The following is a 15,587-nucleotide window of genomic DNA, read 5'->3' as shown; positions in this document are numbered from 1 at the left end:
ACAATAACAAAGGAGAAAAAGGTATGCTACCCACCATTAAATTTAGAGGCCATTTACATCGATCCAGCGGCCAATCCGCCTCTGCTGTCACCGTTATTAGTATTGATCAACACTACCAACAAGGCGATAAATTTAAAGCTTTCTGTCAGGCTATTAATGAAGAATACGAAAAAAGGAACCTGATTAAATTAACGATTGTCGAAACGGGTTATTTGAAAAGGCATTATTTAAGGCTTGATAAAAACTATTCTTCAACTGAAGAAGCAGATTTAGCGGCTATTCAACTCGGGGAAACCTGGATAAAAGAGCAATTATCTTCTTTATATTCATTGAATGTACCCGTTGAAATTCTTTCTTGGAAAGAAATTATTGAGTCACAAATAGGTGAAGAAGATAAGTTATTTTCTGACTATTTGTCAAAAATAGAAAATGACTATACTTCAGATAGTATCTTTAAAAATCATGTTAATACCATTTCCAATAAATATGCCGAAAAACTTTCAGTTAAATATCGCTCTAATGGATTAGAGAATTTAGATGAAGCTTGTTTGAAAGCAGCTCGTGATTATTTATTAGAAGAATCAAGCATTATTTTCAAGTTAGTTCATCGTGGGTTTAATTGTCAACTTTATCCTGGAAATAGAAATGCTGCTTTACGTTATATCTCTAAAAAATACTTTAGCGAGACTAACCCAATCCCCTGGGTAAGGTATGAGATCAAATATCCATCTGATGTTAAAGAAAAAAAATTAAATCACGCTGCCAGCTTTTTTTTTGAAAATACTGATATTTCCAAACAGGAAATAAAAAATAAAATCACAGAATTGCTTTCTTCATTAGTTAACGAAGAGAAAATTTATTTTCTTACAGAGCAATTAAACCAATTAGAACAAAATGTAAGGATAACCCATGAAAGAGATATTAAATGAAAATTTATTAGAATTATATGAGCCTATAATTAGGAATTACGTTTATGAGGAATTACCCATAAATATTTTTGTTTCAAACAAAGATGGATATATTGTATGGGGAAACAGTAGAGTGATAGATACATTAAAGGAAACAAAAGAAACGTTTATAGGAAAACATCTTTCGGCATGGGGGGAGGAAAATTGGGATCACTGTAAAAAAGTGATTGAAACAGGTCGGGAACATACAGAAGAAGAAATAGGGATGGATAACCATATCTATTTAACTACAAGGAAACCATTTTCGTTTAAAAACGGATGCATTGCGGGAGTTATAGGACTTTCTTCTGATATTACAGAGACAAAACAAGCTGAAATATTAACAAACGAGATTTTAATTAATATGCGGCATGACCTTCGTACGCCATTAGAAGGTATTATGGGCTGCGCACAATTGCTTCAGTTAGGGAATAACCCCAAAAAACAGCAAGAACATGTACGCAGTATTATTGCTTCTAGTAAAGCATTATTGGAGTTCCATAATAAAGTGCTTGAAGCTATTCAAGTGACTACAGGTGGAATTCCTCTCATCAAAAAAAAATTTGATTTAAAAAGACAAATGGAATTGGTTATCGATCTAAATACAGCACTAGCGAATACAAAAAAGCTCGCATTAACTTTAAATTATGACGAAGCGACTCCCTTATACCTAATAGGTGACCCTGTTCGCATACAACGCATTGTATTAGAGTTAATAACGAATGCCTTAACCTTTACTGATCACGGAAAGGTGACATTAACCGTTCAACTTTTTAGAGATACTGATCCAGAAAGTATTATAAAAATTGCCGTGAGTGATACGGGTATTGGCATGCCGCTGGGTGAGCAACAAGCTATATTTACTCGCTTTAAACGCTTAACGCCTTCTTACCAAAATATTTATAAAGGAGCAGGTTTGGGTTTGAGTATTATAAAACAATTTATTGATGACTTAGGAGGTGAAATCCAGCTTGACAGTCAACCCGGTCAAGGTTCGACCTTTACGTGTTTTATTCCTTTTAAAAATCCATTAACTATGGACTCAGCCGGTGTTGTCGAATTGGTTCCAATTCAAAGGCAACAGCGAGGTTTAATCGTTGACGGCAGTTTTTAGTTGAAGTGATGAGCAATCAAGATGGACTGCTCATCACTGAGAAAATTAATGAATTTATTTAGTTTCTTAGGCAGCTTTGTTCCTCGACTTTTGCATTTTACTAAAAATCAATTTCGGCAAGCGCTTGTTTCAAAGCTTTAGCCAGGGACTTATGATGCGGTGGAAAATGCATTGTAAAATGATCGCCCGATACAAGATGTACCGTTGGAACGGATTTACAATGGTAATCCCAATTATTATAAACAGATTCCAGAGGCTTTATCACTTCCATTGTTTGCTTTGCTTTAAATAGTGTTAATTCAATATCTGACATATTAGGTAAAGTATGCTTCACTAGCAGTTGTTGTCTATGCCAATGTAAATCTAAAAGCAATTCTGGTAAATTTTCACGAGAAAACTGCTTGTCGAGGCTTTTAAGCTGATTTATTAAGTTTTGACTAAACCATTCGCGGTTGTCATTAGCCTCTTTAGGATATTTAGCCCAGCCATCAATAAGGCCAACAAAAGCAATTTTTTCGCCTTTGTCAGCTAATTGTCTTGCCATTTCTATAACTGCATTAGCACCAAAAGAAGAACCAGCGATAAGGTAGGGGCCTTTAGGTTGATATTGTTTAATTACCTGAATATAGAAGCTTGCCATCTCATTCAAGCTTTCAAATAATGGCGCTTTGGCTTGGATGCCTGGGTCTTGAATGGCGTATATTGGCCTATCATTATCTAAATCTTTAACAAATGGCATGTAATAAAACACATTACCACCTACGGGATGGACTAAAAATAGTGGCGTTTTATTGCCTCCCGTTTTTAATGTAACAATTGGATTGGGAATAGGTTTTACAAAATCTATCGTTTTTTCTTGATTTGAGTTATCTTTTTTCATATTTTTTATTGATTGGATTCTATCGAATAATGTGTTGAATACGGGGTTTTCTATCATTTCTTTAATTTCTAAAGTAACGGAAAATACCTCATTAATTTTACTAATTAATCTAAGTGTTGAAAGTGAACTTCCTCCTAATTCAAAAAAATTGTCTAATAGAGATACATTTTTGATACAAAGTATATCTATCCATAGCTTAGCTAATTTGAGCTGTTCCGATGACATAGGAGTATCGTCAATCGGTAAAGGCACTTCATCTATTTCAAGTGTTTGTAATTGGCGATAATCTATTTTTTCGTTTTGAGTAGTGGGTAATTTTTCTAAGAAAACAAATTTATCGGGTATACAGTAGTAGGGTAATTTTTTTGCAAGAAACGCTCTAAGCTGTTTTATAGTAAGGATATCGGTGTTATTGTTTTTAACTAAAAATGCGACTAATAATTGCGTTGAATCACTATTTTTGAGTAAAACAACACTGTCTTTTATCGCTTTATGCTTTAATAAAGCATATTCAATTTCCCCTGCTTCTACTCTAAAGCCCCGGATTTTAATTTGATGATCACTTCTATTAACAAAATCTAGGTTGCCATTAGGTAACCATCTGGCTAAATCGCCTGTGCAATACAATCTAGCGTAGTTATCATCTTTTCCGCGAAATGGATTCTCGATGAATTTTTCTTGTGTTAAATCAAAGCGGTTTAAGTAACCTCTTGCTAGACCTACGCCTGAAATATACAAGTTTCCTACTACACCTATTGGCACAGGTTGTAATTTTTGATCCAAGACATAAATTTTTGTATTCGATAGTGGAGCCCCAATAGGCGGCTTAATAAATTTGTCCTCTTTAGATAGTTTATAGAGGGTTGACCAAATAGTGGTTTCTGTAGGGCCGTAAACATTCCAAGCGGATTCAGCAAATGCAATAAGCTGTGATGCAACGTGGGCTGGTAGTGCCTCACCTCCGCATAATGCTTTTATTTTGCATTTTGATTCTACTAAACCATATTCAAAGAGTAGAGCCCATTTAGAGGCAGTAGCTTGAACGACCGTGATAGGGTACCTGTTTAATGCTTCTTTAATCCATCGCGGATCTTTACTACCAGATTGATCAGCAAGTACACAACAACCACCCGTAATCAGTGGAAGGAATACTTCTAAAATTGAAATATCAAACGAAAAAGAGGTCATTGCCAAAAAGCTGTCATTTTTGGTAAAAGTAATTTTTTTCTGCATATCTCCTAAAAGATTAATAAGCGATGGATGTTCTATCATGACGCCTTTAGGCATGCCTGTGGAACCCGATGTGTAAATAACGTAGGCTAATTTCTCTTTTTTAATAGGATTAGAAGGTTTTTTTACTGAGATTGAAGCGATAGATTTTAAATCATCCAGGTAGACTAGCTTAATATCGCCAGATAGCCCTAAATTTTGCGTAAGGCTTTTTTGAGTCAGTAAGCAATCACATTGCGCATCGTTTAGAATATATTTAATCCTTTCTTTTGGATACTGCGGATCAATAGGGATATAAGCTTTTCCAGCTTTCCATAGTGCTAGCATAGCGATGATAGCCTCTAGGCTACGGTCAATATATAAGCCAACTAAGTGGCTTGTATGGCTTTGATTTAGATAGTTTGCCAGTTGATTAGCTCGAATATTAAGTTCAGAGTAAGTAATCGAATCATCATTAAAAATAAGCGCAGTTTTTTGTGGGAATTTTTTAGCATTAATTTCTATGAGTTCATGAGCAGGTTTATCTTTTAGGAAAAGACTTTTTGTTTGATTCCAATCTATTAACAAGCATTGTTTTTGTTCGGTGGTGAGAAATGAAAAAGTATTATGTGTCGCGTCTATATCTGCTGCTATCGTGGTTAATAGCCGAGAATAGCAATTAGATAAACTGCTTATTTGGTCTGAATTGTAGTTTTTTGTTTCATAATTAAACAGAATTTCTAGTTTTTTAGTAACAGGACTCAAGACACAATTAATGGCAAGAGGAAAATTTGTACGTTCATAATGCATTTGGTCAATGATTTTAAACTGTTCATTTTCTGATAATTGCTTATAGACATGAAAGTGAGTGAAATAAAAAATGACATTAAATAAAGGGTCTTCCTTAACATCTTGCATAATTTTCATCAATGGATAACGTCTATGCGGATAGATAGTTTTCTTTTTTTCAGAAACAGAAAGGATTAACTTTTTCCATGAGAAATCTTCTATTTTGATTCTAAAGGGTAGGGTATTTAAAAATAGCCCTAACGTGGTATCTATATTTTCAATGGCAGGCCTGCCATTGAATACGACGCCCGATAACACATCTTCTCGGCCAGAGTAAATGGATAGAAGTTTCAAATGCGCGGCAAGAATAATTTCATCAAGAGAAACATTGATAGATTTTGCTAACACCATTAATTTTGATGTAACTGAGCTATCGATTTGAACACGATAGGTTTGAAAATCTTTATCATCTGATGAAGTAATGTAGGGAATACGAGGTATGTCGGTTAGTTCAAACCCAGAAAGTTCATTTTTCCAGAATGTTTGATCTGTCTGAGAAATTATTGCTGATTTTTCTAGCTGTACAAACCACTTGAAATTCCAATCTGTTTCATTAGTGTTTATTTGATTGGCTATTGTTTTCGATTTCTTGAGGTGAAGAAGCGAATATTGTTCCAGTAGTTTGGTTATAAACGTAGCGAGGCTCCAACCATCTAATATTGAATGATGAAAAGCGATACCTAATACAAATTGGGTTTTACTTATCACATGAGCAGTGATTCTAAATAAAGGAGCCTGTTCATATTGGAAAGGAGTTGATTTTTCAAGTTGTATCCAGGCTTCTAGTTGATCGGCCTGTTCAGTGCTGGATAGATCGCTTATATCTTTGTCATAGAAAGGTATTCCTACTGTTTTATGGACGATTTGTATGGGCTCGTCAAATTCATCCAGTAAATACGAGGTTCTGAGGACTGGATGAATGGCTATAAGTTTTTGAATGGCATGAATTAGATTATTTTTAGAATAAATTCCTGAGATAGTATAGGAAAATACATCTAAATAAACAGCCGAGTTAGTAGCATAACTTGAGTGATATAACATCCCTGCTTGCAAAGCAGCCAGTGGATAGACATCATCAATATTCTCTGGCGCTATAAGGAGTTTTTTACAAATAATTTGTTTTTTCTTAATATTATTGAATCTTTTTAATTTAATTTTTTCTTCTCGAATTAGACCCTTATAATAATTTGCCAAATTCCTTATGGTAGGTGATTTAAATAAGTCACTGACTGAGAAGTCGAATCCTTTTTTTCTTGCTTCAGTAACAATTCGGATACTGGTTATAGAGTCACCGCCTAAGTGAAAAAAATTATCATCTTTGTCAATATCGGTTATTTGTAAAATATGTGTCCATATCCCCGTTAAAATTGCTTCAGCTTCAGTTTGTTCTGATTTGTCCATAGCTAGCGTTAATGCTGTGTTATCTACTACGGAGGACGACGGTATAGGCAGTGCTAGATAGTCGACCTTCATATTACGCGTCAAAGGGATAGAATCTAGTTTGATAAAGAACTTTGGAATGGCGTAATGGGGAAGTAAATTAGATAAATAACGTCTTAGCTCAATACTTAAGACTTCATCATTTAGATTCTGAGTATCTTGTTTTGCAGGAATATAATAGGCGACTAATAGTGTTAAACCGCCTTGCTTTAATACATTGATTAAACATTGCTCGATTGCTGTATGCTTTCTTAGTGCAGATTCAATTTCGCCGGCTTCGATTCTAAACCCCTTGATTTTTAGTTGCTTATCTATTCTTCCTAGATACTCTAAGCTGCCATCAGAGAGCCATCGGACTAGGTCACCTGTTCTATATACACGTGAAAAGGCTAATTCTGCTAAATGATGGGTTAGCTCTGTCAATGTTTTATTAAAGCTATTCGGTATAAATTTTTCAGTATTTAATTCTGGCCTATTTAAGTAGCCTGGGGATAAGCCAAAACCACTGAGCCATAATTCACCTGGCACACCTATCGGAACTAGATGGCCTTGTGTATCAACCACATAGGCTTTCATATCAACTAATGGAACACCGATGTTAGAAAATTCTCGTCTTTTTAAATCCTTTTTCTTCAAAAATTTAAAGGTGGTGTGGACTGTTGTTTCCGTAATACCATACATATTAACGAGGGCAGGATGATTTTCTGGGTACTGTCTCCACCAATCAGATAATAGGGAAATATCCAGCGCTTCTCCACCAAAAATAACGTACTTTAATGTAGTTATTCGTGTTGGATTCTCTTTTCCGGCTTGTATAAAAAGCTGAAAGGCTGAAGGGGTTTGATTTAAAACTGTTACCTTATTTTGTAAAACAAGTTGACGGAATAAAGCAGGATCACGAGTTTCCTGATAAGAGGGTAGGACAAGACATCCTCCAAATCGCAAAGCTCCCCACATTTCCCATACAGAAAAATCAAAGGTATAGGAATGAAATAATACCCAGACATCGTTAGAGCTAAAGCTAAATAGTTCGTTACCCCGTTCTAATAAACGGATGACATTGTAATGCGTTTGGCATACCCCTTTGGGAATGCCGGTTGTGCCTGATGTATAGAGTACATAAATTAAATCCCGAACATTAGACTCATGTTTTACGTTGAAGGTTGGAAATTCAGTGAGTTCATGTAGGGGTTCATCAACAACGAATAAATTCTTTTGGACAGAACTGAATTTAGTTTTATTCAAGCTATCGGTCAGTATTACTGGACAATTAGCATCGGCTAAAACAGAATCTAATCTTTGTTTAGGCCATTCGGGGTCTAGTGGCACATAAGCAGCGCCGGCCTTTAAGATAGCAAGCAAGCTAATGATTAAATTTGCGCTTCGGTCTAAGTAAAGACCTATTAAAATAGTATCCGATTTCCTAAACACTTCGCTATAGTGTTGTCGTATATAATGTGCTAATTGGTTAGCATGCTGGTTCAATTCTTTATAAGTAAGGATTAATTCACCGCAACGTAGGGCAATATGGTTGGGAAAACGTGCGGCTTGTTCCTCAAATAGTGCATGTAGCGTGGTAGGTTCTACTAACTGTAGTTCGCGTAAGGATTGATTATCTAAAAACTGATTTTTTTCTTGTGCGGTAATGAATTCTAAGGCCTGTAAATTTTTATGAGGATCTTCTAGGGCGCTTACCAGCAAATTCATGAAATGAGAAGATAGTTTTTCTATCGTGCTTTTTTTATAGAGATCAGTATCATATTCAATGCAGCAGTCAATACCCTGTTCTGAAGGAATAAACTCAAAAGTCATGTCGAATTTTGAGCTTCTATTATCTACATGACAAGATGTAATGGTCATTGCTGGTAAAACTATATCTGCGTTATTTACGCTATCTTGCCATACTAGCATCACTTGAAATATTGGATTTCTATTTTGGCATCGGGGTATATTTAGTTCTTTAACCAGCCGAGAAAAGGGCAAATTTTGGTGTGAGAAGGCATCTAGTAAATCTTGTTTTACACGTAGCAAAAAGGATTCGAAATTATCTTCTTCATATAAATGACTTCTTAATACCAAGGTGTTCAAAAATAATCCCATCGTATTGCTAAATTCAGCATTATCACGACCGGAAATAGGAAATCCGATAACGATATCTTCTTGTCGGTTATAGCGGCTTAATAGCGCGCTTACTATGGAGGCCATTACCATAAAGGAGGTGGTATTATTTTTAATATTGAAGCTATTTAGTTTCTCAAAAATGTCTTTATTTATGGTAAATTTATATCTTCTACCTTGAAATTTCTTTATAGTGGGTCTTTTGAAATCGCTTGGAAACGTAATTTCGGTAAATGTATTTAGTTTAGAGTACCAGTACTTTAAATCATCGCGAATTTTCCGATTATTAAGATAGGATGTTTGATGGGATATAAAATCTGAAAAGTTTTCTTTTATAGCAACTAAATTAGGATATTTTCCATTTGAAAGGGTGTTAAGGCAATTTACTAGCTCATTTTTAAATAGGGATAAAGACCAAGCGTCGGTAATAATATGGTGTATTCTTATAAGTAAAAAATGAGTTTGTTCCGATAGTTTAAATAATCTAACTCTCATTAAAAGTGGTGCATGCAGGTCGATTATTTTTCTTGTTTCCACAAGAATTTCTTTTTGTAAATCCTTGTTTTCTATATATTCTGCCGATAATTTTATATTTATATCTTTTTGAAAAAAATGATTGATCCCGTTATCAGATGCCCTAAAAAATGAACGAAAAATATCGTGTCTATGGATAATGGTATTAAGTGCTTTTTCTAGCAGGGATATGTTTAAATTGCCCTTGATGTTAAGTCCCAGAGGAACATGATAGGCAATAGAGGCATTATTGCTTTGCTGAGCAAGAAAGTAAATCTGCTGTTGGGATGGGGTAAGCAGGGTGCCAGCGTCCCCACTGATTGTCTTTTTTTCGATTTCTTTTTCTAAAGTGGGTTGCTTAATTAGACTTTTTTCAATAAAATCGGACAGCTTAGTAATGGTATCGTGTTTGAAAATAGTATCTAAAGGTAGGTGGATTCCTAATAGTTCATTTATTTTATGTATGATTTGAATGGCAGAGAGTGAATTCCCTCCCAAAGCTATGAATTTATCCTTCAAATTTATTTCTTCTGTTTGTAGAACTTTTTTCCATAGGTTCAGCAGCAAGGTGTGAATTTTATTTTTACGTAAGGCAGCCATATACTTTTAGTTTTTATTCTTATAATTAAAAAACATGCTTTTACTATATCTTTTAAACTTAAACAATAGCTACAAATTTTCTATTTAGTCCTAAAATTTGAATGCATTTAAGCATTTTTATTAGAAATTAAAATTTAGAAGTTCTCAAATTGATTTCCACACAACTATTCACCATTTATAATATTTTATGATCTATTTTTAATCATAAAATATAGTTATTATAGAAAATTACTAATAGATGGATCTAAGGGCAGAATGGATAGTCAGAGATAAGCATAGGAATGTAGCTTTCTCAATAGATTCTCTCATTACAAAAGGTAATAAAATGAGCAAAGATCAAAAAATTAATTATTTTAAACAACTGTTAGAGTCAATTCCTGGGAATGCCTATTTAAAGGATATAAAAGGGCATTACTTAGACTGTAATGACCAGCACCTTAAGGTAGTCAGAGTTAACACAAGAGAAGAAATTTTAGGTAAAACAGACAAGGAGTTATACCCTCAAGCTATCGCAGAAAGCATTATCCAGCTTGATAAAAAGCTCATGACGGAGCAGAAAGAATGCATATCACAAGAGGTTGCCGTTGACGATGATGGCAAAGAAATTATTTATTCAGTTAAGAAAAGACCCTGGTACGACGAACAGGGAAAAGTAGCTGGAATTATTGGTGTTGGTGAAGATGTTACCAAGCTAAAAAAAGCAGAAGATAAAATATATGAATTAGACAGTATCATTGCACAATTGCCAGGTAATGTTTATTGGTTTAGCAACGATTTTATCTATCTTGGTTGTAATGAAAATTCAGCAAGAACGTTAGGAATGGAGCGCTCTGAAACGGTAGGTAAAGATTTTAGCGAATTAATGAGGCGTATTAAAAATGTAGATAAAAAAGTAATCAATTCAATGGTCGAAGATGGGAAACAAGTCATTGAGACAAATATCCCAAAATTAAATATTGAGGAACCGCCTTTCGTAGGCCCTGAGGGCCAACGTTTATATTGGGTAGCTAATAAAGTTCCTTTAAAAAATAGAAAAGGTGAAACTGTAGGCGTTATAGGAATTTCAACGGAGATTACTAAGCTTAAAGAAGCCCAACAAAAAGCAGAGGCCGCTAATCAGGCCAAAACCGAATTTCTAGAAAACATGCGTCATGATATCCGAACGCCTTTATCGGGTATTGTGGGTTGTGCGCATTTGATTCAGATGCAATCAAACAATCCAAAAAAAGTAAATGAATATGCTGTAGATCTGATTCAATCTAGTGATGCTTTATTAGAGTTTTTAAATAAAATATTAGAGAGTATTAAGGTAGCAACGGGTGAAATCCCACTCTTAAAGCAAAGGTTTGACTTGCATAAAGAATTAGAACGGATCATACGCTTAAACAAGCCGCAAGCCGAGGTAAAACACCTCAAGTTACATTTGGATTATGATAAAACTATCCCGTCGTATTTGCTGGGCGATCCTGTACGTATACAAAATATTGCTCTGGAGCTGGTAACTAATGCGTTAAAGTATACAGATAAAGGTGAAATTAAAGTCAGTGCACGTTTAATAAAAAATGAAAAGCGTGAGGTAATTATTGAATTACGTGTCAGTGATACCGGCATGGGTATTCCCCGAGATAAACACCAAGAGGTTTATACCCGCTTTACTCGCTTAATTCCTTCATATAAGGGTATTTATCCTGGAACGGGCCTAGGTCTTTCAGTGGTTAAACAATATATTGATGATTTAAACGGTGAAATTCGCATTGAGAGTGAGGTAGGAAAGGGTACGGGTACAACGTTTACATGTTTAATTCCTTTGCAAGAATCGTTATCAGTCGCCGATGGCAGTAAAACAGACGAGTCTCCATCGTTTGCAAACGATATTCATCACATAGCCACTAAAAAACCAACGAAAGCGTCTGAGTTACAAGAAATACCTGTGACGACAGGAAGCCGTGTGTTAGTGGTAGAAGATAATCCAATTGCAGCAAGAGTCGCGAAGGGTGTTCTGTTAGCACTTAATTGCCAAATTGATATTGCCTCGAATGGGAAAACGGCATTGACTCTTATAGAGAAGAATCATTATAGACTTATTTTAATGGATATTGGCTTGCCAGGTGAAGATGGTTGTGATGTGACGCGTCGTATTCGCTTAAAACAATGGCAGAGTAATCCATCGGTGCCTATTATTGGGTTAACTGCGCATATAGATGAAGAAAAGAAGAAAAGTTGTCTTGCAAATGGAATGAATGCGATCTACACCAAACCCTTAACTCCCGAGAAAGCCTCTGGAATCTTGAATGCATTTCTATCGCATTCACAAGCTCCTGCTATTTTAAAAGAAAAACGTGATGAATCCTCCGATAATAATAATTTACAGTCACTGCCTCTTTTAGATAAAAAGAGGGCATTAAACCTACTGGGTAGTGAAAAAACGCTTCATGAACTGTTGGAATTATTAGAGAGTAGCCTAATAAAAGAAATAGCGGAGCTAAAACAGCATCATCAGGACAAAGATTGGCAGAGTATAGGAAAGCTGGCTCATAAGTGGAAGGGGGGAGCAAGTTATTGTGGAGCGAGTCGCTTAGAACAAGTTTGTAAAGAAATACAAATGGTACTTCGATCAGAATCGCCTGAAAAGCCCGAAATGCTTTATCAAACGTTACTTCAAGTCGCAGAAGAAACTAAAGAAGCCGCTAAACAAGCGTTTTCCTAGACAGAATGGGCGTTAAATTGAATAAATTTTTGTGGGAAAAATCACCCAGCCCGTTGTGTATTTCTCGTAAAGAATGTCATGTTTGGAAAGTTGACTTAAGGGCTGTTAATAAAGAAAACTTCCAACTAGACATTCTTTCAGAAGACGAGCAAAAACGTTTAAGTTCATTTAAATTTGCAAAAGATCGTTTCCGCTATGGAGTAACCCATTTCCTGAAACGTTGGGTTCTTGCTAGTTATTTAAATGAAAGACCGGAAAATCTATTATTTACACGAGAGAAATATGGAAAACCAGCGATTTCGCCTCATAAAAATTGGCCTAATCTACAATTTAATATTTCACACTCAAATCAGCTTATTTTATTAGGAGTAACCGTAGAAGATCCTATTGGTATTGATGTAGAGTATCATTCTAACAATATTTCTGTAGAAAATTTAAGTGAATTTATTTTTTCGCCTTTAGAAAGGTCTTATTTTTCAAAATTAGCAAGTCAACAGGAAAAAAAGAGGCTTTTTTTCGTTGCTGGACTAGGAAGGAAGCCTATTTAAAAGCGGAAGGAATGGGTCTAACCGATTTCCTTTCTAATATATCCGTTGATATGAGTGAGTTTCCTACTGACGATTGCGTAGAAATTTTGGCACTTAACAAAAAAGAGAATTTACACTGGAAGCTATTTCCTTTGCATGTCGATAAATTTTATACTGCTGCTGTTGTGAGTACTCATTATCCGAAACGTTTAGTAGGTTATACTGTGAATTATATTAAAAATTTATCCAATGTTGGCTCATCTAAATAATAATAAAGCAATGCATCTCCCTAAAGAATTGGTAAAAAATATTATTAGTATCTATGGTCAAGTGGGCAAAAAATGGTTAGGTAATTTACCCGATTTGTTGGCGCATTATGCCAAAAAATGGCAGTTAACCGTTAAAGATTGTTTTAATAATGCTAGTTTTAATGTTGTTGCCGAAGTTATTTTAGATAACGGTCATGCGGCTATTTTAAAATGTGGTGTTCCTAGTAAAGAGTTTATAAATGAAATAGCCGCACTTCAGCATTTTAATGGGGTAGGGTCTGTAAAATTATTGGGTGCAGAAGCGGGCGCAGGTATTATGTTATTGGAAAGACTGGTACCTGGTACTTTATTGGAAGAGATTCCTGACGAAACACAACGTGTAATAAGCAGTGTAGAACTCATAAAAAAACTGCACAGACCCTGCCAAGAGACTGCTGTGTTTCCTAGCCTAGCCGATTGGTTTCAAGGGTTTCAGCGTCTTTTTCAATATTTTCAGGGGAGAACAGGGCCTTTCCCTAAGCCGTTGATTGAACGTGCAGATGCTATTAGCAAAGAATTATTAATGTCGATGGGGCCTACGGTATTGCTACATGGGGATTTACACTACGGTAATATTTTATTATCGGATAAATATGGTTGGTTAGCCATTGATCCAAAAGGGGTCATAGGTGAACAGGAATATGAGATTCCTTTCCCTCGCTTGAAGGGCGAAGTTAACAAAAACCTTATTAAGCGCCGCTTAGACCAATTCATAGAGATTTCTGGGTTTGATAGGTCACGTGTGCTGGGCTGGGCCTTTTGCAAAGCTGCATTAGCGGCCTGGTGGTCATATGAGGATCAGGGTGAGGTTTGGCAACCCTTTCTACATTGTGCTGAAATATTAAAATTATAAAAATGCGTAGTTTAATCAGCTGATTTAATCATCGTGGGTAGTATTTCTGTTTTTTCAGTAGAGAAAGTGGCGATGAGCTTGGCTTGAATTTTTCTCCAAAGTAAAAAAGCAGCGATAATAAATCCACTCATAAATCCGATACGTAATCCAATCGGACCACCGTTACCGTAAAAAGCGATAATATAGCTGATGGGTAATGAAATTAACCATAAACAATAGATACCAATATTCATTGGTGTTTTTGAATCTTGTAGTCCTCTAAGTCCTGCAGAAAGTAAGTTTCTAATGCCATCTACAAATAGGGTTAACGCAGTAATAATGAAAAAGCATATGGCTAAATGAATGATAACTGGATTACCTATGTCGTTGGGCGTCATAAAAAGATTGATGAGATAATGAGGTAAAGCTAAAAACAGTATTAATACACTCGTGAAAAAAACAGTCAGAATGAGCATGGCAGAATTAATATATTGTTTTATTAAGTTTCCATTATGGTTGCCATACGCTTCACCAACTAACAGTGATAATGCTTGTGATAAACCTAAGCTAATAACCACGACCAGCATAGCGTATTGAGAAACGATTTGTCCTGCAGCTAAGGCAATGATTCCGAAATAGCCTAAGAAATAGGTAGATACCGCCATAGCACCTAGTTCGCCACCAAATTGCAAACCAATCGGATAACCTAGTGTAAAGATACGTCGGCATATTGACCAGTTGGGTCGTAAATTGCCAGAAAATATTTTGTATTGGCGGATTTTATTTTTACACAGCATGTATAACAATATACCGCTGCAAAATAGGGATTGTACGATGAATGTAGCACAGCTTATACCGCCTAATGCTAGCTGAGGTAAACCAAATTGACCGAATACAAAACCATAAGTGAGGAGTATATTGATGGGAAGGCTGAGTACAGAGGTAAACAGCGTAAATTTAGGGTTTCCCGTACCTGAAAAAAACTGTGAAATAACCACTAAAAAGAGGGTGGGGATAATCGATAAGCCAGCAAAATAAAAATAATCTTTTGTGAGCGCTATTAAATGCGGGTTTTGTTTAAATAGAATTAATAGTTTGTCCATATGCCATAATGTACCGCTCGCTATCATGGCTAATAGGGTGGCTAACCAAAAGCCATTTCGTACGATGCTGCCAATTTCAGACAATGTTTTATTTTGACCACGTGAATGACTAATTAAAATCCCAACGGCATAAAAAATGGTTGAAACCGCCATCATGATGGGCGTATAGGTGGTAATAGCTAGTGCACCGGCGGCTAGTTGTATTTTTCCGAGCTTTGCGAGCATTAATATGGCTACAAAGCAGGGGATCATGTTAACCAGTAAATTCATACTGAGGGGCAATGCCAAAGCCATCAGTTTGTTGGTGTTTTTTAATCTATTTTGATTATGCATCAAAGGGCAAGTTCTCATGAATATTATTGATATTTGAAAGAAATAATAGCATCAGGGACGTGACTATAGCTAATATTGAGCCTAAAATAGTGCTTCTTAGCCTGGTA

The 15,587-nt window shown here is 35.6% G+C and carries 8 protein-coding genes; 6 read left to right on the top strand and 2 right to left on the bottom strand.

Going from position 1 to position 15,587, the window contains the following annotated elements:
- Positions 1–23: 23 nt before the first annotated feature.
- Positions 24–929 (top strand): hypothetical protein, encoded by a 906-nt coding sequence (locus KX723_RS06605; protein ID WP_218813604.1) that lies wholly within the window; start codon positions 24–26, stop codon positions 927–929.
- Positions 910–2,061 carry a sensor histidine kinase gene (locus KX723_RS06600; RefSeq protein ID WP_218813603.1) on the top strand — a complete coding sequence of 384 codons (1,152 nt, stop codon included), beginning with the start codon at positions 910–912 and terminating at the stop codon, positions 2,059–2,061. Before KX723_RS06605 ends, KX723_RS06600 begins: the two co-directional genes overlap by 20 nt.
- A gap of 100 nt (positions 2,062–2,161) precedes the next feature.
- Here KX723_RS06600 and KX723_RS06595 read toward each other — a convergent pair whose 3' ends face one another.
- The gene (locus tag KX723_RS06595) at positions 2,162–9,670 is read right to left on the bottom strand and encodes a non-ribosomal peptide synthetase (RefSeq protein ID WP_218813602.1); all 7,509 of its coding nucleotides are present in this window, start codon (positions 9,668–9,670) and stop codon (positions 2,162–2,164) included.
- Between the two features lie 325 nt (positions 9,671–9,995).
- On the opposite strand from KX723_RS06595, the gene KX723_RS06590 reads away from it, so the two are divergent.
- From KX723_RS06590 to KX723_RS06575, 4 genes are read left to right on the top strand one after another with little or no spacing between them, the layout of a single operon-like run.
- Entirely contained in the window at positions 9,996–12,377 is a 2,382-nt protein-coding gene (locus KX723_RS06590) for a PAS domain-containing sensor histidine kinase (protein WP_218813601.1), read from the top strand.
- 17 nt (positions 12,378–12,394) lie between these two features.
- Positions 12,395–12,925 (top strand): 4'-phosphopantetheinyl transferase family protein, encoded by a 531-nt coding sequence (locus tag KX723_RS06585; RefSeq protein WP_218813600.1) that lies wholly within the window; start codon positions 12,395–12,397, stop codon positions 12,923–12,925.
- A complete protein-coding gene (locus KX723_RS06580) occupies positions 12,820–13,173 on the top strand; it encodes a 4'-phosphopantetheinyl transferase family protein (protein WP_218814974.1) in 354 nt (117 codons plus the stop codon). Before KX723_RS06585 ends, KX723_RS06580 begins: the two co-directional genes overlap by 106 nt.
- Positions 13,174–13,183: 10 nt before the next feature.
- Entirely contained in the window at positions 13,184–14,065 is an 882-nt protein-coding gene (locus KX723_RS06575) for an aminoglycoside phosphotransferase family protein (protein WP_218813599.1), read from the top strand.
- A gap of 11 nt (positions 14,066–14,076) precedes the next feature.
- On the opposite strand, the gene KX723_RS06570 is transcribed toward KX723_RS06575, so the two are convergent.
- Entirely contained in the window at positions 14,077–15,480 is a 1,404-nt protein-coding gene (locus KX723_RS06570; protein ID WP_218813598.1) for an MATE family efflux transporter, read from the bottom strand.
- Positions 15,481–15,587: the final 107 nt, after the last annotated feature.

It is taken from the genome of Rickettsiella endosymbiont of Dermanyssus gallinae (assembly GCF_019285595.1).
Taxonomy (GTDB): domain Bacteria; phylum Pseudomonadota; class Gammaproteobacteria; order Diplorickettsiales; family Diplorickettsiaceae; genus Rickettsiella_B.
Note: the sequence above shows the minus strand (reverse complement) of the source record. Positions and strands in the feature narration are given on the sequence as shown.

Excerpts from the sequence above, each read along its gene's own strand:
- KX723_RS06570 (WP_218813598.1), bottom strand. The coding sequence starts at position 15,480 with ATGCATAATCAAAATAGATTAAAAAACACCAACAAACTGATGGCTTTG.
- KX723_RS06590 (WP_218813601.1), top strand. The coding sequence starts at position 9,996 with ATGAGCAAAGATCAAAAAATTAATTATTTTAAACAACTGTTAGAGTCA.
- KX723_RS06600 (WP_218813603.1), top strand. The coding sequence starts at position 910 with ATGAAAGAGATATTAAATGAAAATTTATTAGAATTATATGAGCCTATA.
- KX723_RS06605 (WP_218813604.1), top strand. The coding sequence starts at position 24 with ATGCTACCCACCATTAAATTTAGAGGCCATTTACATCGATCCAGCGGC.
- KX723_RS06575 (WP_218813599.1), top strand. The coding sequence starts at position 13,184 with ATGCATCTCCCTAAAGAATTGGTAAAAAATATTATTAGTATCTATGGT.
- KX723_RS06595 (WP_218813602.1), bottom strand. The coding sequence starts at position 9,670 with ATGGCTGCCTTACGTAAAAATAAAATTCACACCTTGCTGCTGAACCTA.